We start from the raw sequence: 23549 nt of genomic DNA on the forward strand, positions 1-23549 counted from the left end.
CTCAGGCTCCGAACTGCCACAGCTGGAATGAGCCGCCCGATCCCGGGCCGGAGTACAGCGGGGAGCCCGCAAGAGACTCGCGTCCGCTCGGCTCCTGCCAGGCCGCCAGGGATTCCTCGGGAGAGGGCAGCGTCAGGCCGTTGGCGAAGGACTTGCCCTGCACATACTCGCCGGAGGGTCCGGGGAGCAGGTCGAGGAAGTACAGCTCACGGTCGTCGACGAAGCCGTGCTGGAAGAGGTCACGGGCATAGCCCCACAGGTTGGCGAAGTCCTGCAGATGCTTGACGTTGGCGTCCCCCAGGATGGCGGCCAGCCGCGGGCGGTAGGTGCGCTCGTAGGAGGACAGCGTCTGGAACAGCCGGATGTCGGAGTCGGTGGGACGGTCGCCGAACAGGTAGCGCCGCGAGTCCAGCCGGAAGTCGTAGTCGGCCAGCCGAGCCTCGAAGATCCCCAGCGCGACCCGGGCGGCCTGTGGATTGGTGGCGAAGATCACCTTGTAGGTGCCGTTGTTGACATCGTCGAAGAGCTGCTGGTTGAGCAGGTCGATCTCCTGACGCAGGTCCTCGGGGTAGAGGTCGGGGGCGCCGGCGGCGTGGAAGGGCTTCCACGCGGTCTCCAGATCGATCGAGAGCGTGTGGTAGGAGTTCGTCACCACTGTGCCGGTCTCGATGTCGATGACGGTCGGGGAGGTGCCGCGTCCGGTGAATCCGGGCAGGGTGCGCTGGTAGAAGGAGTTGAGCCGGTCGGAGCCCCAGCGCTCCACCACGTCGCCCTGGGAGGCGCTGATCCGCCAGCCCTGGCTGTCGCGGCCGTACAGCGGGACGAAGGGGAGTGCGTCCTGGAGACCGAGGAGCCTGATCGCGATGAGCTGGCGCCTGGCCCACCCGCAGCTCACCGCTCCCAGCAGTCGGTAGCGGCCGGGTTCGGCCTTCGGCTGGTCCGGGCCCTCACCGAAGCGCACCGGGAAGAGGTTGCGCTGACGTCGGAAGGCGCCGTCGGGGGTCTGCTCGGTGTTGGTCTCTGGGAAGGCCTTGACCGGCTCCTTGGGCTCGGGGTGCCTGGTGTTGAGCTCGGTCTCGAACTCGGTGACGACAGATGACATGTCTGCTCCTGACAGGGGAAGTGGGGGTGGATGTCGGGTCGGGCCGGTCAGATCGACCGGTCTGTGCTTCAGATCGACCAGTCGATGGCCGGTGCCGGCGGCACGATCCCGGTGGGATTGATGTGGCGCTGGGTGCCGTAGTAGTGCCGCCGGATCTGGTCCAGATCGAGGGTTCCGCCGAAGGCCGGGATAGCGTGGAGCCGTCTGGTGTAGGCCCACAGCCGGGTGAAATCGGTGAGCCGGTTGCGGTTGAGCTTGAAGTGTCCGTGGTAGACGCTGTCGAACCGGGCCAAGGTGGGCCACAGCCGCACATCGGCCTCGGTGATCTGGTCGCCGACCAGGTAGCTCCGGCCGTCGGCCAACCTGTCCTCCAGGAGATCGAGGGTCTCGAAGACCTCCCGGTACCCGGCGTGGTAGTCCTCCTGGCCGGTGGCGAAGCCGGCGTGGTAGACCCCCTCATTGAGATGCGGGCCGATCTGGGAGTTGAGGGAGTCGATCTCGTCGCGCCGGTGGACCGGATAGAGGTCCAGCTCGGGGTGAGTGGCCCACTGGTTGAACTGGCTGCCGAGGTCCAGGGTGATCTCCGGGTAGTAGTTGGAGACCACCTGGTGGCTGCGGGTGTCCCACAGCACCGGTACCGAGACCCGTCCGGTGTAGACGCCGCTCGGGCTCGACTTCGCATAGGCCTCGCAGAGCAGGGTGAAGCCGTCTCCGGCCCGGTCCAGGGTGTGCCCGGGCCCCGAACGGAAGGCCCAGCCCCGGCCGTCGCGGACAGGGTCGACGATCGAGACGCCGACCGCCTCCGCCAGACCCTTGAGGGCCCGCACGATGAGGGTGTGCTGGGCGAATGGGCAGGCCAGTGAGACGTAGAGGTGGTAGCGGTGGACCTCCGGGGGGAACTCCCCGTCGGGGTCGATCCGGTTGCGGAAGGGGTAGACCGTGCTGTCAGCACCGGGACCGAAGGGGGCCTTGAGGGCGTCTCCCCTCGGCTGGTAGATGGTGCCGTAGGAGTCATAGTCCACCGGGGAGGCCTCGTCGAGGGCTCCCGAGGGGGTCTGGAGTCCGGTGGACTCTTCAATGACCGTGCTCATGCCGTGGCCACCCTGGAGCTGGACTCGGCGGGCTGGTACTTGTCGGCGATCTCCGCCAAGCCGTTGGCGCGCAGCCAGTGGGCGTTGTACTCATGGCTGAGGTAGTCGCGGCCGTGGTCTGCGGCAAAGGAGACGATCACCTCACCGGGCTCGGCGGTGGCGGCCAGATCTCGGGCCACCAGCAGGCTGAGGGCCGAGGTGAATCCGACGACGACCCCCTCGGTGCGGGCCAGCCACCAGCCGAGATCGATGGCCTCGGCCTTGTTCCTGAAGATGAGCTGGTCGATGAGTTCGGTGTCGATGTTGTGGGGCCATTCCGGATCGGCCGGGGCGGCTGCACGCCCCTCGATGACGTCGACGATCGGCTTGCCGAAGTTGGGGCCCTGGACGAAGTCGGTGGCGATGACCCTGACCTCTGGATTCCGCGCTCGCAGGTAGCGGCCGGTTCCCGAGACCGTGCCGCCGGTGGCGATGGCAGCGATGAATGCGGAGACGCGGCCCTGGGTCTGGGCCCAGATCTCCGGGCCGGTGCCCAGGTAGTGGGCCCGTGGGTTCGCGGCCGAGGCCGACTGGTGGGACCACCACGTGGACGGGTCCTCATCGGCATGGCGGGCGGCGATCGCCTCCCAGTTCTCCGGATCGGAGAAGGGCCGGTCCGCCCGTCCCCAGATGATCTCGGCTCCGAGCAGCCTCAGCAGGTCGGCCTTGCCCTCGGCCAGCGAGGGGTTGGCGACCAGAGTGACCGGGTGGCCACCGGCGATCCCGGCCAGCACGAACCCGATCGCGGTGTTGCCGGCGCCATTGTCGATGATCCGGTCGCCGGGTTTGAGCTGCCCGGAGGCCTCGGCGTCGCGGATGATCTCGGCGGCGATCCGGTCCTTTGCCGAACCGCCGATATTGAAGTGGTCCAGCTTGACGTAGATCTCGCCGGGCAGCCCGGCGTCCAGTCGGGCCAGCCTCAGCAGGGGGGTGTTGCCGATGAGTTCGTCCAGGGTATGGGCGGCCAGTGGTGCGGCGGTGGAGGTGGGAAAGTCGAGAGTCGTCATGTCGGATGTCCTTCGCGCAGGTCGTGGCTCGGGGTGGCCGGCGCAGGGCGCGGCCGTGAAGCAGGGTGGAGGCACAGCGATGGTCCGACGCCGGTGCGGCGGAGTGGCTGGTGTGCTGTGAATCCGGGAGTTCGTGGCCCTGGCACACGGGGACATGGATGTCCCGGTGCGGGGCTCGGAGAGGCCGAGTTCTGGGGCTCAGTCAGAGGGTTGGGCGCGGGTCCGCTGAATCAGCGGCAACACATGCAAAGGCGCTGCATGCACATACACATCGGGCGGCGGGCGGAGATGGCCGGGCCTCCAACGATGTGCACGATCGCGTTCACGTTCACTCCTCGAGTGGGCTGCGGAAATGCAGCGTTGATTAGGCATGATGCCCAATCTGGACCGGCTTTGCCGGGGTTGGACAGGACATTAGGCGAGGTCCCGGTGTGTGGCAAGAACGTCTCTCATAGTGATACCGGGTCTCACGATGAAAGACACTTGGTCCGGCCTGGGCGGCGATCAGTTGGGACTCGCTTCGGAACTGTCGCTGCGGCCCCAGACTTCCTCGGCGACCCTCGCGATGAGATCGAGCTTGCGGAACTCGTCGTCGATGGTGATGAGGTTTCCGGGTGACGTCGAGGCGAACCCGCACTGCGGGCTGAGGGCCAGGGCCTCAATCGGGTGATGGGCTGCGGCCTCCTCGATGCGTTGCAGCAGCTGGTCGCGGGACTCCAGCTCCGCGAACTTGGAGGTGACCAGCCCGAGCACCACCACAGTGTCCTTCGGCACCTCGTCCAGGGGTTCGAATCCGCCGGCCCGCGAGGTGTCGTACTCAAGCAGCAGGCGGTCGGCGTGAAGCTCTGCCAACGCTCGGCGAGCGACCTCGTAGGTGCCCGCCTTCGCGTTCCACGCGCTGCGGCTGTTGCCGCGGCACATGTGCACCGAGGTGATCGCACCGTGGCTGCGGGCAGCATCCAGGATGGAGTTGTCGGCGGCCAGCAGCGCGGTGATCGCCTCCTCGCGGTCGGCACCGAGGATGGACAGGAACCGCTGGGTCTCCCCCTCATCGCCGAACCTCAGGATGTAGGAGAGCGAGTCGAGCTGGAGGTAGGGCACGCCGAGGTCCGCCAGGTGAGTCAGCTCATGGCGAAGGATCTGGGCTATGTCGGACAGCAGGTCGACGCCGCGCGGGTACTCCGGCGCGGCGCCGGGTACGAACCAGCTCTCGGTGTAGGCGGCCGGAGCCATTGTCGTCACCTTGAACAGCTCGTCGTCGGTGTGTGCCAGCAGGAAGTCGGCCTCGTGGCCGTTCACCGATCTCGATGCGCTCACCCGGCCGGTGGCCGTGAGGCTGCCGTTGCCCTCCCTGACGATGGTGTGCTGGACCTTCTCGGCCGTTTCGCTCACCGCATTCCCCGGTCCCACCCACTTCCGGCCGGTAGAACGGGCGGGCCTCGTCACGAGTCCCCTGACTGCCCGGAACAGGTTCTCACCGAACCAGCTGCGTCGGAACTCGCCATCGGTGAGCACACCGATGCCGAGGCTGCGCTGAGCGTCGAGCACATCGGCGATCGCCCGGTCCTCGGCCGCGTGGAGCCCTGCAGCGCTGAGCCTGCCCTCGTCATGGCGCCTCCGCGCAGCCAGCAGAGCGGGCGGCCGCAGCAGCGATCCGACGTGCTCGGAGTGCACGGCGTGGGAACGTTCCTCGGGGGTCCTCCTGCGGGCTGCATCGGCCGTGGTCGCGGGCCGATTCCCTGCTGAGATCTCGGTGGTCACCTCGCGCTCACCCACACGGTGTAGGCACCGAAGGCCTGGCCGCTGGCCGAGTCAATGGTGAGGTTGTGCACCTTGCTGGTGTTGTAGGCGAAGGTGTCCTGGGTGTTGGTGAGCGGGATGACGTAGTACTTGTCCCGGGTGACGTACCGCTGAAGGTCGGTGTACGCCTTCTTGCGGGCGGCGAGGTCGGTGGTGAACCGGCCGGTGTCGATCCAGCTCTCCAGCTTCTTGTCGTTGTAGCGGCCACGGGCGATGTATCCGCGTCTGGGGTCGGAGGAGTAGTAGAGCAGGTCCAGGGACACCACCGGGTCAGACATCCCGTAGGAGTTGTCGAAGACCTCATACTTGTTGGCTGCAGCCCGGGCGGTGTCAGTGCCCATATCCACCGGCTGGTACTTGTAGTCGATTCCGACGTTCTGCTTGAGAGCCGCTCCAAGGGCCACGTTCAGCTGATCGCGCGACTCGCGGACGAAGTCCTTGGCGGTGGCAGCCTCCACGGTCAGCGTCCTGCCGCCCTTGGTGCGGATGCCGGAGCTGTTGCGCCCCGTCCAACCGGCCTGGTCGAGGAGCTTGTTGGCTGCGTCCTTGTCGAACTTCAGCCAGTTCTTGAGTGAGGTGTCGGCGAACGGGCCGACCTGGGTGATGGGTGCCCAGGCTCGGTCGTAGGTGCCTTGGTAGATGCTCTGCACGATCGCCGTGATGTCCGCTCCCTGTCCGAAGGCCTGGCGCACCCTGAGATCGTCGAAGGGCGACTTGGAGACGTTGAGATACAGCGAGTAGGGGGTGCCCGAGACGAAGCTGCGCAGGTACTTGAACCGCGGGTTGGAGGTGAAGGTCTCGACGTCCAGCGGTTGGATGTCGGAGGCGATGTCGACCTGGCCGCGCTGGAGGGCTCCGGTTCGGGTTGCCCCCTCGGACAGCGTGCGATAGGTCACCTGGTCGAGATGGGCGGCCTTCTGGCCCTTGGCGATTGAGGCCGGGGCCCAGGCGTAGTCCTTGCGCTTGGTGAAGACGATCTCGGTGTTGAGGGTGTACTTACTGATGGTGAACGGCCCGATGCCTGCGATCTTGGTGCCGCCGGCCTGCAGTTCGTCCAACGAGAGCGCGAGGCTCTTCGGCGACAACGGTGCTGCATTGACGGTCGACAGCCAGGTGAGGAAGTAGTTGTCGGGCCTGGCGAGGGTGAACTGCACGGTGTCGGCGCCGGCGGCACTGTACTTGGTGACGAAGCGCAGCGGCGACTGTGCGGAGGTGACGTACTTGCTGTCGGTGAGCTTGTCGAAGTTCTTGACGACGGCCTTCGCATCGAACTTCTCGCCGTCGGAGAAGGTGATTCCCTCGCGCAGCTTCAAGGTCACGGTCTTGCCGTCATTGGAGAGCTTGAGGGTGGTGAGCCAGGGCTCGTAGGACCCGTCCTCGGCCCGGTAGATGTACGAGTCGAAGGCGTTCCGAAGAACTGGCCGGCTCTTGTCCTGGCCGTTGACATGCGGGTTGGCTGACGAGAGTGCAGTTTCGATCGCCCACACCAGACTGCCGCCGTCGACCGGCTTGGTAGTGGTGTCGGTGGTACCGGCGGTAGCGGTGTCCGAACCTCCGCAGGCGCTCATCACCGAGGCGAGGGCAGCCAGCGCGCCACCGGCCATCAGCAGGGAGCGGCGGGGGATCGGGCGGTTCAGCCCGGACTGGTTGAGCGGGCTGTGGGGGTTGGGCATGTCGTGTCCTTGGTTGCGTTGAGTGGATGGGACTTGGTTCTGAACGGATTCGGAGTCGAACGGATCAGCGTGCCGGTTCCGCCTCCAGGCGAGGCACCGAGGCCACCAGCTGTTGGGTGTAGGAGTGCAGGGGATCGGTGAAGGCGTCGTCGACATCGCCAGACTCGATCACCTGGCCGTAGCGCATCACGAGGACCTGGTCCACCAGGTGGTGAATTACGCCCAGGTCGTGGGAGATGAACAGCAGGGCGGTGCCGGTCTGTTCTGCCAGGTCGGAGAACAGGTCGAGGACCTGTGCCTGAATCGAGACGTCGAGGGCGGATACCGGCTCGTCGCAGACCAGGGCGCGGGGCTCCAGGGCGAGTGCCCGGGCGATCGCCACGCGCTGCCGCTGACCTCCCGACAGTCGCTTGGGCGAGGCGTTGACGAAGGACTCATCCAGGTCGACCAGGTCGAGCAGCGATGCGATCCTCTCGCGGGTCTGTGGACGGGACGGCCGGGAGTCGAGTGGCTCGGCGATGATCTCGCCGATGGTGTAGCGGGGGTCGAAGGAGCCGAGCGGGTCCTGGGAGATGAACTGCACCTGACGGCGCAGTGCGGGGCTCAGCGAGCGTGCGGAGCGGCGCCTTGCCCACGTGGTGGGTGGTCGTGAGTCCTGTCCGGATGGACCGCTGATCTGCACTCCGCCGATCTCGATCGAACCTTCGTCGGGGCGGGTGAGGTCCAGCAGAAGCCTGGCCAGGGTGCTCTTCCCCGATCCCGATTCGCCGACGATGCCGAGCTTCTGGCCGGCTTTCAGGGTCAGGCTGACATGATCGACGGCGGTGCGGGTGCCGCCGTCCGGCAGCGGGAAGGACTTCGAGAGGTTGTGGGCGGCAAGCACTGGAGTGCCGGTGTCGACCTGACCCTCGGTCTCCTGGCGGAGGCGTAGAGGGGCCTCAGCCCGGGCACGCAGCCGGATTCCGGGGGACGCCGACAGTCGGGTTCCGCGGGTTGAGGCCGACGGGACCGCCGCCAGCAGAGCCTTTGTGTACTCGTGCTCCGGGGCGGTGAGAACCTTCTCGGTGGGGCCCTGCTCGACGACCACTCCGTCATGCATCACCAGCACTCGGTCGGCGACCCGGGAAACCACTGCCAGGTCATGGGAGACCAGAAGCAGGGCGGTTCCCTCGGCTCGCCGGGACTCCAGCAGGTCGAGGATCTGGGCCTGCACGGTGACATCCAGGGCAGTGGTGGGCTCGTCGGCGATCAACAGGTCGGGGGCGCCGGCCAGTGCCGAGGCGATCAGGGCTCTCTGCCGCAGCCCGCCGGACAGTTGGTGGGGATACTGCCGGGAGCGGACCTGAGGATCGGGGATACCAACCTCGCGAAGCAGCTCTTCGACCCGTTCGTCGTACTGTCGGCGAGGCACGATGCGGTGGGCGCGCAGGGTCTCGGTGATCTCGCGGCCAATGGTGCGCAGTGGGTCGAGTGAGGTCAGGGCATCCTGCAGGACGAAGCCGATCCGGCGGCCCCGGATGGCTCGCCACTGGCCCTCGCGCAGTCTCAGTCCGTCCTGGCCGATCACCGAGAACTGGTCGGCTGTCAGTTCGGCGTTGTCGCCGGCAAGTCCCACGATGCTGCGCGAGGTGACCGATTTTCCGGATCCGGACTCCCCGACGATGGCCAGAGCCTCGCCAGGGTTGATGGTGAACGAGACTCCGCGCACGGCATGCACCCGACGGGCGCCGGTGAACCGGACATCCAGGTTGCGGACCTCCACCAGTGGGGTTGGGGAACCGGCTGTCCGGGGGCCGGATGCGGAGGATCCGGAAGGCACGGGTTCAGGCTTCGCTGTCACTGCGACTCCCCGGTGGGTTGCGGTGTGTGAAGTGGTAGTGAGGCTCATGCCGACCTTCTCTCGTAGCGGGCCTGCAGGGTGCGGCCCAGTGCGGTCGCGGCGATCACGACAGTGGTGACCGCAGCACCCGGGAAGACGCCGAGCCACCAGGCATGGCGCAGGTAGTCGCGCGACTCGGAGATCATCAGGCCCCATTCGGGGGCCGGCGGCTGGGGACCGAGCCCCAGGAAGCTCAGGCCTGCGGAGCTGACGATCGCCTCACCCAGAGCGATGGTGGCGACGATCGGCAGCGATCCCAGGGCGTTGGGCAGGATGTGGCGCAGCAGCGACCGGACACCGGTGACCCCGAAGGTGCGGGCCTGTTCGACGTACCCGGACTGGCGTGTCTGCAGTACCTGGGTGCGCACCAGGCGGGCGTACTTGGGGATCCCGGCGATCCCGATCGCGACAATCAGGTTGGGGACGCCGGGGCCGGTCAGAGCGATGAACAGCAGGGCCAGCAGAACCTCGGGAAATGCTGCCAGGATGTCGATCGCCCGGCCGACGGTGTAGTCCAGCCAGCGCGGCCCGGTGGATGCCAGGATCCCGAGGACCAGGCCGGCGAACAGGCCCAGCAAGGTGGCTCCCAACCCGATCGACAGGGAGTAGCGGGCGCCGTGAATGATCCGTGAGTAGACGTCTCGACCCTGCAGATCTGTTCCGGCCCAGTGAGCGGTGCTGGGAGCGTGCAGGGACACGGCCGGGTCGGCGTAGAGCGGATCGACGTGGCTGAGTAACCGGGGGAACAGTGCCGCGATGACGGCCAGTGCGAGGACCGTGCCACTGGCGGTGATCGCAAGACTGGATCGCAGACTGCCGGGGTGGCGGACGACTGCTGGTGCGGTGGACAGTGAGATGACGGCCATGATCAGCTCCTGGAGGCTCGTGCGGTGCGAAGCCGTGGATCGATCGCCAGGGCGACGATGTCGACGGCGGTGGAGGCCGCCACGAAGGCGGCCGTGGCGACCAGAGTGATGCCCAGGATCAGTGGGATGTCCTTGACAGTGACCGCTTGAACGGCAATCTGGCCCAGCCCGGATCGGCCGAAGACCTGTTCGACGACCACAGCCCCGCCTATCAGGCTGCCGATGACCAGACCCAGAACGGTGATCACCGGAACCGTTCCGTGCTTGAGGGCATGCCGGGTGTGGACCTGTGGTGCCGAGAGTCCGCGAGAGCGGGAGGTGAGTGAGAACGGCTGTTCCATCGCACGGTCGGCGCCGTCGCGCAGGATCTGGGTGAGATAGCAGCCGATCGGGAGGGCCAGTGACAGTGCTGGCAGCACCAAGGCACTGGGTGAGTCGGGGTCGACGATGGAGAACCAACCGAGCTTGAAGGAGAAGACCAGCAGCAGCACGATCCCGAGCCAGAATGCCGGGGCCGAGAGCAGGATCAGCTCGACGACCTGGGAGATCGGCCGCAGTCTGCGGAACCGTGTCGAGGTGAGCACGGTGAGCAGGTAGGCGATCAGGACGGCACCGATCGCCGCCGAGAAGGCCAGCTGGAGGGTCGGCCCGATGGACTCGGCGAGCAGCGAGGTGACTGGCCGGGAGAAGCTGTAACTGGTTCCGAGGTCACCGGTGGGGATGCGTGCTAGGTAGACGAGGTACTGGTACCACAGCGGGTGGTCCAACCCCCATCGCTCAATCGTGCGGGCACGCAGCACTGGATCATCACGGTTCTCGCCGAGCAGCAGGGAGACGGTGTCGCCGGGGGTTGCGTGGACGGCCAGGAAAGTCAGTGTGGTGGCCGCCCACAGCACGAACAGGGCTCCCAGGATGCGGTAGAGCACCAACTTGGCGAGGTGCGCTCGGCGTGGGGCGGCAGCCGTCTCGGCGGCGACCTGCCGGGTGTTGTGGAGGACGAAGTGGTCCATCTCTGATACTTCCAAACTTTCAGCACAGGAACTGCGGAGGCCGGTCAGTTGAGTGGACCGGGCATACATGGTGGGGCCCTGGCAGAGTGGTTCTGGGGAGCCGCAGGGCGCGAGAGGCCCACGGATCAGGCCCTCGGGGGCCGGAATCTGGGGTGGTGCTCAGCGCTAACGGATCTGGCAGCTGGGTGACAGAGGGGCGGTGCCCGAAGAGGTCACTGCTGCGAGGCTTCCGGGGACCGATGCCCCGGAAGGCCGAACAGCCGGATCAGCGGCAACACATGGGGTCGAGGGCGCTGGGACACGGCATGCACATACACATCGGGCGGCGGGCTGAGATTGCCAGGCCTCCGACGGTGTGCACGATCGCGTTCACGCAAACTCCTCAACCGGGTTGCGTGAGTCGACAGTGTGACTCACAACAACCATGACGATCGGACGGTACTGCCGATCGGATCCCGACCAACCGGGATTGCGAAGGACACTAGGGGCAGAGCCACCGTGGTTCCAACATTGTCTTGAAACGTGAGACCATATATCAATATCTGATATTCCTCAGGGTCTCAATCACGCTTCTGAGCGCAGCTGGAAACCGGGTGCGGTGATGCTCACACCGTCCCGGCCCACCGTGAAGGAGACCTCGGACAGATCGGTGACCACGGCCTCGGCGTCCAGATCGGCGCTGGGGGTGGAGGTGGTCAGCGCCAGGGCCGACATGCCGGCCCGGTGGGCCGCCTCGACCCCCGCCGGGGCGTCCTCGACGACCAGGCAGCGGGCCGGGTCGGCGTCCAGCCGCCGGGCGGCCAGCAGGAAGGCATCGGGCTCGGGCTTGCCGCGCTCGACGTCCTCACCGCTCACCATGACCCGAGGCGGTTCGAGTCCGGCCGCGGCCAGCCTGGCCAGGGCCACCGGACGCCGCGAGGAGGTGGCCACCGCGGCGACCTCGTGCAGCGCGGACAGTGCCTCGACGGCACCGGGGATCGCGGTGATGCCCTCGGTGGTGGTCAGCTCGAGCTCGTCGATCAGGGCCAGCGCCTCGGCGCGGCGGGGCTTCTCGATGGCGGCGTCGACGATGTCGCGGGTTCGCCAGCCGGCCCTTCCGGTGAGCTGATCGGGTGAGATGCGGTACTCCCGGGCCCAGCTGCCAAATGCGGCGACCAGGGCCTCCTGGGAGTCGACCAGGGTGTTGTCGAGGTCGAGGATCACGGCGTCGAACCGTTGGGTGGGAAGGGATCCGAGATTCATGACGGCTCCTGGGCTGCATCAGTGGTCGGTTCAGTGGTGGACACAGCGATTGTCCCAGCTCTGTGGGTATCTCGCGTCCACCGTGTGCACAGGTCTCTGACTAGGAGAAATACGATGACCGGCAGAGCTGTGCACACCTCATCCCGGAGTTGTCCACAGGCTTGTCCCCAGGCTGGGGACAAAACTCAGCGATGTAGTTCCACCGCTGTGAGGAGCGTCCGGGAGCCGCCTGCGGCCCGCGGCAGACTGGAGACATGACCCTCACCGCGCCGCCCCCGCAGGGGGTACTGCTCTACGACCCCGACTGCGGGTTCTGCACCCGGACGGCCAGGATTCTGCAGAGGCTGACCGCCCCGGCGCAGGCTGCGGCGACGGTCGCCCCGATGACCGACGCCGATCTGGACGCCCTGGCGGTCGACCCCGTGCGGGCTCGCCGGGAGATCCCCCTGGTGAGGGGCGACGGCACCGTCGTGTGGGGAGCCCGCGCGATCGCGGAGGCGCTGTCGGGCGGCCCGGCACCGCTGCGGTGGGTCGGTCGGGGCATCGGCGCCCCGCCCGTCATTCCCGTCGCCGAGCGGATCTACGCCTGGGTGGCCGACAACAGGTACCGACTCCCGGGCGGATCGGAGTCCTGCCGGACCCGATGACTCAGAATGCGAAGTTGGGCTTCCACTGGCGGACCGAGGAGACTTTCACCGCATCCTTGGGGTAGGGATCGGCCTCCAGCAGCCGGTCCAGGGTCTTGCGGTCGTCGACCTGGTAGATCAGGACGGCACCCGACCCGTCGCTCAGCGGCCCGCCATTGACCAGCTGCCCGCGCTCGCGCATGGCCTCCAGGTTCTTCAGGTGAGCCGGGCGCGCAGCCAGTCTCTTGTCATTGAGTTCGGGATCATAGGTCGTCTCGACGATGAACACAGCCATGGGGAGATCGTAGACCACGGCCCCGCGATGGTCGGACCAAGGCCTCAGTCGACCGCGCAGGTCTGGGTGGAGGCCGGGGTCGTGTCGGTGGCCCCGGCGGTGATCATCGCCCGGGTGGCGGAGTTGGTGAGGACGTATCCGGTGTCGGCCTCCCCGGTCGAGCGGGCGAAGACGGTTCCCGCCACCTCCCCGGAGGTGGTGAGCAGCGGCCCCCCGGAGTTGCCCGGCTGGACGGTGCCGCGGATCGCCATCACCTCACGGGTGACGGTGGCGGTGGAGTGGATGTTCTCGCCGCGGGCCAGGATCGTACCGCGCACCCGCGCCGCCGCCAGGGTGAAGGGTCCGTCGAGGGGGAATCCCGCGACCACCGCCTGCTGGCCGTCGGCGGGGGGAGACGACATCGTCAACGGCCTGGCGTCCAGCCCCGGCACCGACAGCACCGCGAGGTCCAGGTTCGGATCGTAGGAGACCACCGTGGCCGGCCGGGACAGACCGGTCCCCCCGATCTGGACGGTCACCCTGCTCGCCCCGGCGACGACGTGGGCATTGGTGACCACCCGGTCGTCGGCGCTCACCCAGCCGCTGCCCTCCGAGGCCCGCGAGCACAGCGTGGAGGTGGCCCTGATCTTGATGATGCTGCCGGCCGCCCGTTGCACCCCGGCGCTGCGGATGACCGCCTCGTCGGGGGTCCCGGTGGGCAGTTCGGGTTCGGTCTCCAGACCGGAGAAGACCCTCGGGAAGCCGTCGGCCAGCGATCCGGCGGCCCGCACCGCGGCGCGGTTGACGGCGTCGGGAACGACCTCGTCGGTGACCGCGAGCACCCGGGAACCCGCGATGGCCCGGGACCAGTCGGTGGGGACCAGCGGGCGCACCGCCCCGGCCAGCACGGTGAGCACGACGGCCGAGACGAGGATCGAGACGACCGCCCCCACCAGGGAGTCGGCCGCCCTCAGGGTGGGGATGCGGTTGGCACGGTTGAGGCGCATGCCGATCCCCGACAGCAGGGACTCGCCGATGGCGGCGACCGCCAGCAGCACCATGATCCGCAGCACGGCGCTGCCGACCGGACCGATTCCCTGGGTGGCCATCCAGGGGGCCAGCCGACCCGACAGCCACAGCCCGAGCCAGGCGCCGAGCACCAGTCCCGCCAGGCTGAGGACACCGACCACCGCGCCCCGACGTCGTCCCCTGACCGCCTGGCCGATCAACAGGAGGACCAGGACGATGTCCAGTGCGCCGGAACCGCTCATGTCTCCATCCTCCTCCGTCTCGGGATCGCACCGGGAGTATCGGCGCACCCTCCAGACTGACACGGTTGTCTGTGCATATCTGTGCGCAGTTCGTCATGAGCTGTGACTGGCACCAGTTCTCCTGATGAGTTCGTGCTACATGATGTAGTTTTGTCCCCATGACGAGTCAGAGCGAGTCCGGCGTCGGACCAGCCTCCGACGGTGAGGCGATTGACGACCAGGACGACCTCGTCGTGCTCCTGGACAGGGACGGACATCAGATCGGCACGGCGCCGAGACTGGCCGTCCACACCCGCTCGACCCCCCGTCACCTGGCCTTCTCCTGCCACATCCTCGATGTCGGCGGCCGGGTGCTCATCACCCGGCGGGCCCTGGGCAAGGTGAGCTGGCCCGGGGTCTGGACCAACTCCTGCTGCGGCCATCCCCGCCCGGGGGAGAAGATTCCCGAAGCCATCGAGCGCCGGGTCCGCGAGGAACTGGGCCTGGACGTCAACCCCTCGACGATGGTCTGCGCCATCCCTGACTTCTCCTACCGGGCCACCGACGCCTCGGGAATCGTCGAGGACGAGCTCTGCCCGGTCTACCTGGCCCTGCTGGACGATCCCGAGGAGATCGTCGAGCTGTACCCCGATCCCGAGGAGGTCGAGGAGGTGGCCTGGGTCGGCTGGAAGGATCTCTACCGCACGGTCCAGACGATGTCCCCGCTGCTCAGCCCGTGGTCGGTGCTCCAGGTCCGTCAGCTCGGCGAGGACATCAGCGCCCACCTGCCCTGAGTCGGGGATCAGTCCCGGGGGCGGCGGAAGGGCGCGTCGGGATCGGTGTCGAGTCCGTGGCGAGGCCGGGCGACGGGCTGCTCGGCGACCCGTTCTGCGGCCCGGTCAGGAGTCTTGTCGGTGCCCCGGCCGTGCACCGTCTGCCAGGCCAGCACCGCCCCCAGGGCGGTGGTCAGCGGCACCGACAGCACCAGGCCGATCGACCCGACGAGGGTGCGCACGATCTCCTCGGAGAAGGTCTCGGATCTCAGCATGTCGCCCAGCGGCATGTTGTAGATGCTCAGCAGCAGCAGGGTCGACAGGGCCGCCCCGGCGGTGGCGAAGGCGATCGTGTAGACGCTGGAGGCGATGTGGTCGCGCCCGATCCGCATCGCGCGGGTGTAGAGCTCCCGGCGGCTGGTGGAGGACTCCGCCAGCTCCCACACCGAGGAGGCCTGGGTGACGGTGACGTCGTTGAGGACGCCGAGGCCGGCGACGATCACCCCGCAGATGATGACCGATCCGAGAGTCAGATTCGGGGCGGTGGCGGTGATGATGAAGTCGTCCTCGCTGGTGACCCCGGTGAGGTGGGCCCAGCGGGCCGCCAGATAGCCCAGACCGGCCGACAGCAGCAGACCGAAGAGGGTGCCCAGCAGGGCCGTGGTGGTGCGGGTGGACAGGCCGTGGGTGAGGTAGATGACGATGAACATGATCGCCGAGCAGGCCACCAGACCCACCAGCACCGGCGGTGAACCGACCAGCAGGGCGGGCAGCATGAACTTCGAGAGGATGACGAAGGCCAGCACCAGGCTCACGATGGCGGCCAGTCCCCGGCGTCTGGCCACCGCCACGACGACCACCATGAAGACCACCGCGATGACGATGAGCGGCGTGGTCCGCTCGAACTCGTAGTACTGGTAGGTCCCCGAGGCGGTGCCCTGTGCACTGCCCGAGGTGTTCTGACCGGCCTGGGTTCCCGGGGAGCGGTACATCCGGACCACCTGGCCCGGCTCGATCCCCGAGGAGGTGACCGCCGAGGTGAACCGGATGGTGGTGGTGCGGCCGGCGTCGCTGCCCTGGTCCAGCCTCACCGTGGCCACCGCGCACTTCTCCCCGGTGCTGGTTCCGGTGGAGCCGGGGGTGCCCTGGCACGAGCCGTTGCGCACCGACTCGATGGTCCCGTTGACGATCGTCACCCCCGGCGCGTTCCAGGCCGCGGTGTCGGACTGCAGATGGGCCGAGACGTCGTGGGGCCACAGCGCGATGATCCCCACCACGGTGGCCAGGAACAGCGGGGCCAGCATCAGCAGCAGACGGCCCAGGGCCGAGCGCTCCCGGGCGGCCTGCTCCGGGGTGCTCGGCCGGTGGGAATGGCCGGGGTCGCTCATTCGGAGGCCGTCTCGTCGGCGGCGGGCTCCGGAAGGTCGGCGACCGGCAGGCTCATGGTGAACATGGCTCCCCCGCCGGGTGCCCGGGAGGCCTTGATCCAGCCGTTGTGGGAGGTGACGGTGTGCGCCACGATCGACAGTCCCAGGCCGGTTCCCGGGGTGTTGCGGGAGCGGTCGGAGCGGTAGAACCGCTCGAAGATGTGGGGCAGGTCTTCCTCGGCGATGCCGGGGCCCTGGTCGGAGACGATGACCTTGTCGTCCTCCATCCGCACGGTGACGGTGCCCTCGGGAGGGGAGAACTTCACGGCATTGTCGAGCAGATTGGTCACGGCCCGCTCGAGGGTGGCGGCATCGCCCATCATCGGGTGGGGTGCCAGCTCGACGTCGAAGGTGAGCCCCGGCCCGCGCCGGCGGGCCCGTTCGACCGCCTTGGAGACCACCGCCGACAGCTCGAGGGGTTCGGGGGACCGGGTCATCGCGTCGTCGCGGGAGAGCTGGACCAGGTCACCGATGAGGCTGGAGAACTCGCCCAGCTGGGCGGCAATGTCGGTGAGGATCTCCCCGCGCGCCGCCTCGGGCAGCATCCCGGTCTTCTGGTCGGCCAGCATCAGTTCGACATTGGTGCGCATCGAGGTGAGCGGGGTCCGCAGCTCGTGGGAGGCGTCGGCGATGAGCCGGCGCTGGCGCTCCCGGGAGCTGGCCAGCGACGACAGCATGGTGTTGAAGGAGGTGGCCAGTCGGCCGAGCTCGTCGGAGGAGCGCACCGGGATCGGGTCCAGCTTGTCGGTGCGGGTGACCCGCTGGACGGCCTGGGACAGGTCGAGGATCGGGCGGGTCGTCGAGCTGGCCGCGAAGTAGCCGGTGATGGCGGTGAACAGGATGCCGAGCAGACCGGTGGCCACCAGAACCAGCCACAGCGAGTGCAGGGTGGCCTCGGTGGGCTGCAGGGAGCGTCCGACCACCAGGGAGTACCGGACGCCGTTGACCGACAGCGGCACCGAGACGATCCGGGTGGGCACCCCCTCGGAGTCGGTGACGGTGCGGGTCGAGGTGCCCGACTGGATGCGGGCGACCGCCAGCTCCTCGGGGCCGGTGGGCACCGTGGTGACCGCCCCCGGGACGTTCTCGACGGTCCCGTCGGCGCGCACCAGGGTGATGGTGACGTCGGAGACCTGCAGGGCGTCGGTGCTGAACTCGCCGATGTCGCTGGTGCCGTTGCTGATCGGGGTGGACAGGTACCGGGCCAGGGCGGTGAGCCGGTTGTCGAGCTGGGAGTACAGCGACAGCCGGGTCATCGAGTAGCCGGCCAGACTGGTCGCCATCACGGCCACCGCGACGCTGAGGGCCACCAGGATGGTGACCCGCCGGCCCATCGTGATGCGCGGAATGCGGGGCTGCCAGTCCAGCAGCCGACGCCACCAGCGTGGAATCACGGAGTCGCTTCTCGCAGCACGTAGCCCACTCCGCGGACGGTGTGGATGAGGCGGGGCTCACCGTCCTGCTCGGTCTTGCGGCGCAGGTAGCCGATGTAGACCTCCAGGGAGTTGGCGGTGGTGGGGAAGTCGAACCCCCACACCTCGTGCAGCAGCCAGCTGCGCTCCAGCACCTTGCGGGGGTTCTGCAGGAAGACCTGCAGCAGGGCGAACTCGGTGCGGGTGAGGTTGATCCGGCGTCCCGCCCGGTTCACCTCGCGGGTCTGCGGGTCGAGGCTCAGATCGGCGAAGGAGAGCAGCTCCGACTCGTCCTCGCCGCCGGCCTCGGCCTCGGCCTCCGCGCGGGACCGGCGGGTGAGGGCGCGCAGCCGGGCGAGCAGCTCGTCCAGGGCGAAGGGCTTGACCATGTAGTCGTCGGCTCCGGCGTCCAGCCCGTCCACCCGGTCGCCCACCGCGTCGCGGGCGGTGAGGATGAGGATCGGGACGTCGTTGCCGTTGTCGCGCAGCATCCGGGTGGCCTCCAGGCCGTCCAGCCGGGGCATCATGACGTCCATCACGACCGCGTCGGGGTGGATCGAGCTGAGCTTGGCGAGGGCCTCGACGCCGTCACTGGCGGTGTCGACCTCGTAACCGCTGTAGTGAAGCGACCGTGCGAGGGACTCGCGGACGGCTCGGTCGTCGTCCACCACAAGGATGTGCATGGCCATAGCCTGCCACCTCTCACTGACCGGACTCGACCGGGACGGCGGTGTCCCCGGTCGGACCGGTCTTCTCGGTGTCATGGCGCTGGTGAGCGGCACGGGCGGCCGCGGCGATCCGGGCCATCCCGGCGAACCGCGGAGCGGCTGGTGGCGGTGGGACCTCCTTGTGGGGGCTCCGCTCAGAGCGGACGATGACCCCCTGCGGGTCTTTGGTGAACCAGCGGACCACCCCGGAGCCCATCACCTGGGTGCGTCCCGAGCTGTGGTGGATCACCAGGCAGGTGCCCTCGTCGACGGCCACCGCCGAGGACAGCAGTCCGGAGTCGATCGCCGAGATGAGCAGTCCGTCGCCGCCGCAGGTGTCGTTGTGGGCCAGGCAGGTGATGCTCACCAGGCCGAGCCCCTGCGCCAGGGCGAGTTCGTCGAACCCCTCGGATGCCGCCTCGGGGTAGATCTGTCGGCCCTGGAGGTGCCAGCCCCCCTCGATGGCGGTGACGGCGGTGGCCATCGCCCCGGCCGAGAATCCCAGCCAGGGGGAGCCGCCGCGGACCAGCCGGGAGAGCTGATCGGCCGAGGGCCCCAGCCCCGCCAGGTAGTCGGCCACCCGGCCGCCGCCGACGATGATCCCGGCGAGCTCGTCCAACCCCTCCAGAGGGGTGAGCGGGGGTTCATCGGTGAGACGGATGGTGCGGATCTGAGCCTGGGGCCACCGCGAGGTGACGATCCCGGCGAGCGGGGAGGAGTAGACCTCGGCGGACTCCGGGGATCCGCAGACCACGACGGCGAGTGTGGAACGGCCGGTCGAGCGCGCCTCCTCGATGAAGGCGTCGTAGACCTCGTCCAGGCCCGTACCGTCGGCGCCTTCCGGGGACTCGGACCCGCCGCCAACCAGGAAGAAGCTCATGGCGCCAGCCTATCGGGCAGCTTCGAGACGGCGTCGACGATTCCGGGCATCGCCGCCTCGATCGCCTGCAGGGTCGCGGTGAACTGCTGGTCGGGCCCGTACCAGGGGTCCGGCAGCGCGGTGCCGCGCTTCTTCGCGGGGTCGTAGTCGCAGATCAGGCGCAGATTGGTGGCGTGCGGCGCCATCCGGCGCAGCATCGTGAGGTGCATCGGCTCGGCGGCGATCACCAGGTCGGCCCCCCGGATCTCCTCGGCGTCGATCTGGTGGGCGCGGTGGCCGGCGGCGTCGTATCCGTGGGCCTCCAGAACCGTCCTGGCCCGCGAGTCCATCGGGGCGAAGCCCTCCTCGTCACTCACCCCGGCGCTGGTCACCCGAGCCGCCACGCCGGCATCGGCGAGCCACCTGCGGGCCACCCGTTCGGCCATCGGGGAGCGGCAGATGTTGCCCCAGCAGACGAAGATCACGGATGGCGGATATGACATGAGGGGCCTCTCGGTCGGCTGCGTTCTGGTGTCCTGGACCATTCGGGCATAGCGTATAGGCCATGTTGTTCCACTCCTGAGTGATGGCGCCAGGTCTGCGCGCCCACGATCCATCCCGAAGATCCACCAGGAGTCCCCATGCCCTCACGCACCCTGCCCACCGTCAGCACCGAGGTCGAGCAGCTCTACGGCGACGCCCTGGGACGGCCTGCGGCGGTGGCCCCGCCGCGCCCCGACGGACACCGGCACCGGCTCGGCAATCTGCTGAGGTTCACCCCCTACCTGCGTCCCTACGCCACCCGGTTCGCGCTGATGGTGGTCTTCGCGCTGGCCTCCACGCTGGCCGGGATCGTCACCCCGCTGCTGATCCGCCGGATCATCGACGGCCCGGTGGCCCACTCCGACCGGCCCGGCCTGTTCACACTCGGTGCCGCGGCGATCGGGATCGGCGTCGTCGAGGCGCTGTTCATGTTCTGGCGCCGCTGGGTGGTGGCCCGCGGGACGCTGGGCACCGAGACCGGCATCCGGCTGGACCTCTACGCGAAGCTGCAGCGCCTGCCGCTGGGGTTCCATGCCCAGTGGGAGTCCGGCCAGCTGCTCAGCCGGATCATGAACGACCTCTCGACAGTGCGCCGATTCCTCGGCTTCGGGATGCTCTTCCTGTTGATGAACTTCCTCCAGATCGTCATCGTCACGACCCTGCTGATGAGGATGTACTGGCCGCTGGGGCTGGTCGTCATCGTCGCGGCGCTGCCGATCTCGGCACTGTGCCTGGTCAACCAGCGTCGCTACACCAGACTGTCGCGGGCCATCCAGGACCAGAACGGCGACGTCGCCTCGGTGGTCGAGGAATCGGTCCATGGCCTGCGCGTCATCAAGGCCTTCGGTCGTTCCCAGCACGTCTACCGGGGGTTCGACAGAAAATCCACCACCCTCTACCGGACCAGCATGGACCGGGTCCGGCTCACCTCCCAGTTCTGGACATTCCTGGAGGCCATCCCGGGCCTGACCCTCATCGTGGTGCTCGGTCTGGGCGCCCTGGCAGCCTCCCAGCACCGGCTGTCGCTGGGCACTCTGGTGGCCTTCATCACGTTGATGATGAGCCTCATCTGGCCGGTCGCCTCGCTGGGCTTCCTGCTGTCGATGTCCCAGGACGCGATGACCGCTGCCGACCGGATCTGCGAGATCTTCGACTCCCCAGAGACCATCACTGACGGCCCCGAGCACCTCGACCGGGTGGCCGGTGGGCTGACCTTCGACGATGTCAGCTTCCGCTACCCCAATGGGGACGACGACGTGCTGCACCACCTGGATCTGGACATCCCGGCCGGTCAGACGGTCGCCCTGGTGGGTGGCACCGGATCGGGGAAGACGACGTTGACCGCTCTGGTGCCCCGGCTGGCCGATGTCACCGGTGGGGCGATCCGTATCGACGGGGTCGACATCCGCGACCTGGAGGTGGTCAACCTGCGCTCGATCGTGGCCACCGCCTTCGAGGACGCCACGCTGTTCTCGATGAGTGTCAGGGAGAATCTCACCCTCGGCCGTCCCGATGCCACCGACCAGGAGATCTGGTCGGCCATCGACACCACCCAGGCCGGTTTCGTGCGCGACCTGCCGTGGGGTCTGGAGACCCGGATCGGGGAGCAGGGGATGAGCCTGTCCGGCGGCCAGCGGCAGCGGCTGGCGCTGGCCCGGGCGGTGATCGTGCAACCCCGGATCCTGGTGCTCGACGACACCTTGTCGGCACTGGACATGGAGACCGAGGCACTGGTCGAGGCGGCGCTCAGGCGGGTGCTGGTGGGGGTGACCGCGATCGTGGTGGCCCACCGCGCCTCCACGGTGCTGCTGGCCGATCGGGTGGCGATGCTCCAGCAGGGCACCATCACCCATGTCGGCACGCACTCGGAACTGCTGGCCACCGTTCCCGAGTACCGGGAGCTGCTGAGCGCCGACTACGACGCCGAGGCCGCGATGGCCGATGCGACCCCCGGCCCTTCGAGGACGGCTGGATCGAGTACTGCTGGATGGGAGTCCCAGCGATGAGTGACAACTCCGGTTCGACCGCCCAGAAGGCTCCCGGCACGGCGTCCGCCAGTGCCACCGAGCTCGATCAGGAGATGGCCTGGCGCGGCGTCGCCAATGAGGAGGCCGCCGAGGTCTCCCAGAAGGCCTCCGGCTTCCTCAAGGCGCGCAGCCGTGCCCTGCTGTGGGACCTGCTGCGCCCCTACAAGTCGTTGGTCTGGCTGCTGATCGCGATGGTGCTGGTCGAGAACATGGCTCGACTGGCCTCCCCGTGGCTGGTCCGCCGCGGCATCGACTACGGCATCCCGCCGCTGATGGCAGGCGGTTCGTCGCGCTATCTCATCGAGACCGTGGTGGCGATGGCGGCGGCCCTGGTGATCCAGGTGATCACCAGGATCACCTTCCTGAGGATCTCCGGACGCATCGGTCAGGACCTCCTGCTGGAGCTGCGACGTCGGGTGTTCCGGCACTTCCAGAGCCTCGACGTGTCCTTCCACGACCGCTACACCTCCGGGCGGGTGGTCTCCCGGATGACCAATGACGTCGACGCCATCGCGGAGTTGATGGAGGAGGGCTTCGACGGGCTCATCTCGGCGGTCCTCACCCTGGTCGGCACCAGCATCATGCTGCTGGTGATGGACTGGCGGCTCGGCCTGATCTGCCTCACCTCGATCATCTTCGTGGCCCTGCTGGGCCGTTGGTTCGCCCGCGAGTCCAGCCGCACCTTCCGCAAGGTGCGCAACGCCTCGGCCCAGGTGATCATGCAGTTCGTGGAGACCATGACCGGCATCAAGGCTGTCCAGTCCTACCGCCGCGAGCCGCGTAATCAGGAGATCTTCACCGGTCTGTCGGACCGCTACCGGGGGATCAACGTGCGGTCCTTCCGGCTGTTCGCGATCTTCATGCCCGGTATCGCGGTGATCGGCAACATCACCATCGGGATGGTCCTGCTGGTCGGTGGGTTGTTCGTCATCAGGGGCTGGGCGACCGTCGGCGTGCTGGCCGCCTTCCTGCTCTACCTGCGTCAGTTCTTCGAACCGCTGGGACAGATCGGAGAGTTCTACAACACCTTCCAGTCGGCCTCCTCGGCCCTGGAGAAGCTGTCCGGGGTGCTCGACGAGCAGCCCGGCGTCCCCGAGCCCTCCGATCCGGTGGCCGTGGCAGGGGATGGTCGCGCCCAGGGGCGGGTCGACCTGGACCATGTGGTCTTCAGCTACGCCGCCGGCCGTCCGGTGCTCCCGGACCTGGACCTGCACATCCCGGCCGGCCAGACGGTGGCACTGGTGGGCACCACCGGTGCGGGCAAGACGACGATCGCCAAGCTGCTGTCCAGGTTCTACGACCCCACCTCGGGGTCGGTCGAACTGGACGGGACCTCGCTGGAGCGGCTCAGTGACGCCGATCTGCGCCGCAACATCACGATGGTCACCCAGGAGAACTTCATCTTCAACGGCACCGTCGCCGACAACATCGCCTTCGGACGCCCTGATGCCAGCCGCGCCGAGATCCGGGAGGCCGCCCGTACCGTCGGCGCCGAGGAGTTCATCAGGGCGCTGCCCGACGGCTACGACACCGACGTCTCCCAGCGGGGAGGCAGGCTGTCGGCCGGCCAGCGTCAGCTGGTGGCCTTCGCCCGCGCCTTCCTGGCCGACCCGGCGGTGCTCATTCTCGACGAGGCGACATCCTCCCTGGACATCCCCTCGGAACGGCTGGTGCAACGGGCGCTGCGCACCATCCTGGCCGATCGGACGGCGATCATCATCGCCCACCGGCTGTCGACGGTCGAGATCGCCGACCGGGTGCTGGTGCTGGAGCACGGTCGGATCATCGAGGACGGTGCCCCGGCCGAACTGCAACTGCGCGGGGGCCGGTATGCCGACCTGCACCGGGCATGGGAGGCGTCGCTGGCCTGAGGGGGCCGGGCCTCGGATCCGAGGCCGCCGAGGTCGGCAGCGGCGACTGCACGTCACCGATCCGGTGGGGC

The 23549-nt window shown here is 68.2% G+C and carries 20 protein-coding genes; 4 read left to right on the forward strand and 16 right to left on the reverse strand.

Annotation, left to right across the window (positions count from 1 at the left end; all coding sequences use genetic code 11):
* Position 1 precedes the first annotated feature (1 nt).
* The 9 genes from FEZ32_RS05515 to FEZ32_RS05555 form a co-directional block, all read right to left on the reverse strand.
* Positions 2 to 1102, reverse strand: a complete 1101-nt coding sequence (locus FEZ32_RS05515) for a glutathione S-transferase family protein (protein ID WP_138680149.1) — start codon at positions 1100 to 1102, stop codon at positions 2 to 4.
* Between the two features lie 68 nt (positions 1103 to 1170).
* The gene (locus FEZ32_RS05520; RefSeq protein ID WP_138680150.1) at positions 1171 to 2193 is read right to left on the reverse strand and encodes a glutathione S-transferase family protein; all 1023 of its coding nucleotides are present in this window, start codon (positions 2191 to 2193) and stop codon (positions 1171 to 1173) included.
* A complete protein-coding gene (locus tag FEZ32_RS05525; RefSeq protein WP_175415734.1) occupies positions 2190 to 3239 on the reverse strand; it encodes a PLP-dependent cysteine synthase family protein in 1050 nt (349 codons plus the stop codon). Before FEZ32_RS05525 ends, FEZ32_RS05520 begins: the two co-directional genes overlap by 4 nt.
* Positions 3240 to 3743: 504 nt before the next feature.
* On the reverse strand, positions 3744 to 5000 hold the full coding sequence (locus tag FEZ32_RS05530) for a cobalamin-independent methionine synthase II family protein (protein WP_138680152.1): 1257 nt from the start codon (positions 4998 to 5000) through the stop codon (positions 3744 to 3746).
* Positions 4997 to 6712 carry an ABC transporter substrate-binding protein gene (locus FEZ32_RS05535; RefSeq protein ID WP_175415735.1) on the reverse strand — a complete coding sequence of 572 codons (1716 nt, stop codon included), beginning with the start codon at positions 6710 to 6712 and terminating at the stop codon, positions 4997 to 4999. Before FEZ32_RS05535 ends, FEZ32_RS05530 begins: the two co-directional genes overlap by 4 nt.
* Before the next feature lie 64 nt (positions 6713 to 6776).
* The gene (locus tag FEZ32_RS05540; RefSeq protein WP_244937922.1) at positions 6777 to 8474 is read right to left on the reverse strand and encodes a dipeptide ABC transporter ATP-binding protein; all 1698 of its coding nucleotides are present in this window, start codon (positions 8472 to 8474) and stop codon (positions 6777 to 6779) included.
* A gap of 122 nt (positions 8475 to 8596) precedes the next feature.
* Positions 8597 to 9457, reverse strand: coding sequence for an ABC transporter permease (locus FEZ32_RS05545; RefSeq protein ID WP_138680155.1), 861 nt, complete (start codon positions 9455 to 9457; stop codon positions 8597 to 8599).
* Positions 9458 to 9459: 2 nt separating this feature from the next.
* Positions 9460 to 10467 carry an ABC transporter permease gene (locus FEZ32_RS05550; RefSeq protein ID WP_175415736.1) on the reverse strand — a complete coding sequence of 336 codons (1008 nt, stop codon included), beginning with the start codon at positions 10465 to 10467 and terminating at the stop codon, positions 9460 to 9462.
* Between the two features lie 564 nt (positions 10468 to 11031).
* Positions 11032 to 11709 (reverse strand): HAD family hydrolase, encoded by a 678-nt coding sequence (locus tag FEZ32_RS05555; RefSeq protein WP_028702047.1) that lies wholly within the window; start codon positions 11707 to 11709, stop codon positions 11032 to 11034.
* Positions 11710 to 11963: 254 nt separating this feature from the next.
* On the opposite strand from FEZ32_RS05555, the gene FEZ32_RS05560 reads away from it, so the two are divergent.
* Positions 11964 to 12356 (forward strand): thiol-disulfide oxidoreductase DCC family protein, encoded by a 393-nt coding sequence (locus FEZ32_RS05560; RefSeq protein ID WP_028702048.1) that lies wholly within the window; start codon positions 11964 to 11966, stop codon positions 12354 to 12356.
* Between the two features lies 1 nt (position 12357).
* On the opposite strand, the gene FEZ32_RS05565 is transcribed toward FEZ32_RS05560, so the two are convergent.
* Positions 12358 to 12630 (reverse strand): YciI family protein, encoded by a 273-nt coding sequence (locus FEZ32_RS05565; RefSeq protein WP_028702049.1) that lies wholly within the window; start codon positions 12628 to 12630, stop codon positions 12358 to 12360.
* A 44-nt stretch (positions 12631 to 12674) separates the two neighbouring features.
* Positions 12675 to 13880, reverse strand: a complete 1206-nt coding sequence (locus tag FEZ32_RS05570; protein ID WP_138680157.1) for a MarP family serine protease — start codon at positions 13878 to 13880, stop codon at positions 12675 to 12677.
* 158 nt (positions 13881 to 14038) lie between these two features.
* Between FEZ32_RS05570 and idi the strand changes: the two genes are divergently transcribed.
* Positions 14039 to 14653 (forward strand): isopentenyl-diphosphate Delta-isomerase, encoded by a 615-nt coding sequence (idi, locus tag FEZ32_RS05575; RefSeq protein ID WP_028702051.1) that lies wholly within the window; start codon positions 14039 to 14041, stop codon positions 14651 to 14653.
* Between the two features lie 8 nt (positions 14654 to 14661).
* Here idi and FEZ32_RS05580 read toward each other — a convergent pair whose 3' ends face one another.
* The 5 genes from FEZ32_RS05580 to FEZ32_RS05600 are packed head-to-tail and all read right to left on the reverse strand — an operon-like array spanning position 14662 to position 19540.
* Positions 14662 to 16020, reverse strand: a complete 1359-nt coding sequence (locus tag FEZ32_RS05580) for a YibE/F family protein (RefSeq protein ID WP_138680158.1) — start codon at positions 16018 to 16020, stop codon at positions 14662 to 14664.
* Positions 16017 to 17399: a sensor histidine kinase gene (locus FEZ32_RS05585; RefSeq protein WP_028702052.1), complete on the reverse strand. Its 1383-nt coding sequence runs from the start codon at positions 17397 to 17399 to the stop codon at positions 16017 to 16019. The genes FEZ32_RS05580 and FEZ32_RS05585 overlap by 4 nt, the downstream gene beginning before the upstream one ends.
* A 50-nt stretch (positions 17400 to 17449) precedes the next feature.
* Positions 17450 to 18154 carry a response regulator transcription factor gene (locus tag FEZ32_RS05590; RefSeq protein ID WP_197720470.1) on the reverse strand — a complete coding sequence of 235 codons (705 nt, stop codon included), beginning with the start codon at positions 18152 to 18154 and terminating at the stop codon, positions 17450 to 17452.
* A gap of 19 nt (positions 18155 to 18173) precedes the next feature.
* Positions 18174 to 19058 carry a type 1 glutamine amidotransferase family protein gene (locus FEZ32_RS05595; RefSeq protein ID WP_138680159.1) on the reverse strand — a complete coding sequence of 295 codons (885 nt, stop codon included), beginning with the start codon at positions 19056 to 19058 and terminating at the stop codon, positions 18174 to 18176.
* Entirely contained in the window at positions 19055 to 19540 is a 486-nt protein-coding gene (locus FEZ32_RS05600; protein ID WP_084149171.1) for a low molecular weight protein-tyrosine-phosphatase, read from the reverse strand. The genes FEZ32_RS05595 and FEZ32_RS05600 overlap by 4 nt, the downstream gene beginning before the upstream one ends.
* Positions 19541 to 19678: 138 nt before the next feature.
* On the opposite strand from FEZ32_RS05600, the gene FEZ32_RS05605 reads away from it, so the two are divergent.
* The gene (locus FEZ32_RS05605; RefSeq protein WP_138680160.1) at positions 19679 to 21586 is read left to right on the forward strand and encodes an ABC transporter ATP-binding protein; all 1908 of its coding nucleotides are present in this window, start codon (positions 19679 to 19681) and stop codon (positions 21584 to 21586) included.
* Positions 21583 to 23478, forward strand: coding sequence for an ABC transporter ATP-binding protein (locus tag FEZ32_RS05610; RefSeq protein WP_217496628.1), 1896 nt, complete (start codon positions 21583 to 21585; stop codon positions 23476 to 23478). The genes FEZ32_RS05605 and FEZ32_RS05610 overlap by 4 nt, the downstream gene beginning before the upstream one ends.
* Positions 23479 to 23549: the final 71 nt, after the last annotated feature.

Source organism: Acidipropionibacterium jensenii (assembly GCF_005890135.1).
Lineage (GTDB): Bacteria > Actinomycetota > Actinomycetes > Propionibacteriales > Propionibacteriaceae > Acidipropionibacterium > Acidipropionibacterium jensenii.

Coding starts and splice junctions, on each gene's coding strand:
- FEZ32_RS05515 (WP_138680149.1), bottom strand. CDS start 1,102: ATGTCATCTGTCGTCACCGAGTTCGAGACCGAGCTCAACACCAGGCAC.
- FEZ32_RS05520 (WP_138680150.1), bottom strand. CDS start 2,193: ATGAGCACGGTCATTGAAGAGTCCACCGGACTCCAGACCCCCTCGGGA.
- FEZ32_RS05525 (WP_175415734.1), bottom strand. CDS start 3,239: ATGACGACTCTCGACTTTCCCACCTCCACCGCCGCACCACTGGCCGCC.
- FEZ32_RS05535 (WP_175415735.1), bottom strand. CDS start 6,712: ATGCCCAACCCCCACAGCCCGCTCAACCAGTCCGGGCTGAACCGCCCG.
- FEZ32_RS05545 (WP_138680155.1), bottom strand. CDS start 9,457: ATGGCCGTCATCTCACTGTCCACCGCACCAGCAGTCGTCCGCCACCCC.
- FEZ32_RS05550 (WP_175415736.1), bottom strand. CDS start 10,467: ATGGACCACTTCGTCCTCCACAACACCCGGCAGGTCGCCGCCGAGACG.
- FEZ32_RS05555 (WP_028702047.1), bottom strand. CDS start 11,709: ATGAATCTCGGATCCCTTCCCACCCAACGGTTCGACGCCGTGATCCTC.
- FEZ32_RS05560 (WP_028702048.1), top strand. CDS start 11,964: ATGACCCTCACCGCGCCGCCCCCGCAGGGGGTACTGCTCTACGACCCC.
- FEZ32_RS05565 (WP_028702049.1), bottom strand. CDS start 12,630: ATGGCTGTGTTCATCGTCGAGACGACCTATGATCCCGAACTCAATGAC.
- FEZ32_RS05570 (WP_138680157.1), bottom strand. CDS start 13,880: ATGAGCGGTTCCGGCGCACTGGACATCGTCCTGGTCCTCCTGTTGATC.
- idi (WP_028702051.1), top strand. CDS start 14,039: ATGACGAGTCAGAGCGAGTCCGGCGTCGGACCAGCCTCCGACGGTGAG.
- FEZ32_RS05580 (WP_138680158.1), bottom strand. CDS start 16,020: ATGAGCGACCCCGGCCATTCCCACCGGCCGAGCACCCCGGAGCAGGCC.
- FEZ32_RS05590 (WP_197720470.1), bottom strand. CDS start 18,154: ATGCACATCCTTGTGGTGGACGACGACCGAGCCGTCCGCGAGTCCCTC.
- FEZ32_RS05595 (WP_138680159.1), bottom strand. CDS start 19,058: ATGAGCTTCTTCCTGGTTGGCGGCGGGTCCGAGTCCCCGGAAGGCGCC.
- FEZ32_RS05600 (WP_084149171.1), bottom strand. CDS start 19,540: ATGTCATATCCGCCATCCGTGATCTTCGTCTGCTGGGGCAACATCTGC.
- FEZ32_RS05605 (WP_138680160.1), top strand. CDS start 19,679: ATGCCCTCACGCACCCTGCCCACCGTCAGCACCGAGGTCGAGCAGCTC.
- FEZ32_RS05610 (WP_217496628.1), top strand. CDS start 21,583: ATGAGTGACAACTCCGGTTCGACCGCCCAGAAGGCTCCCGGCACGGCG.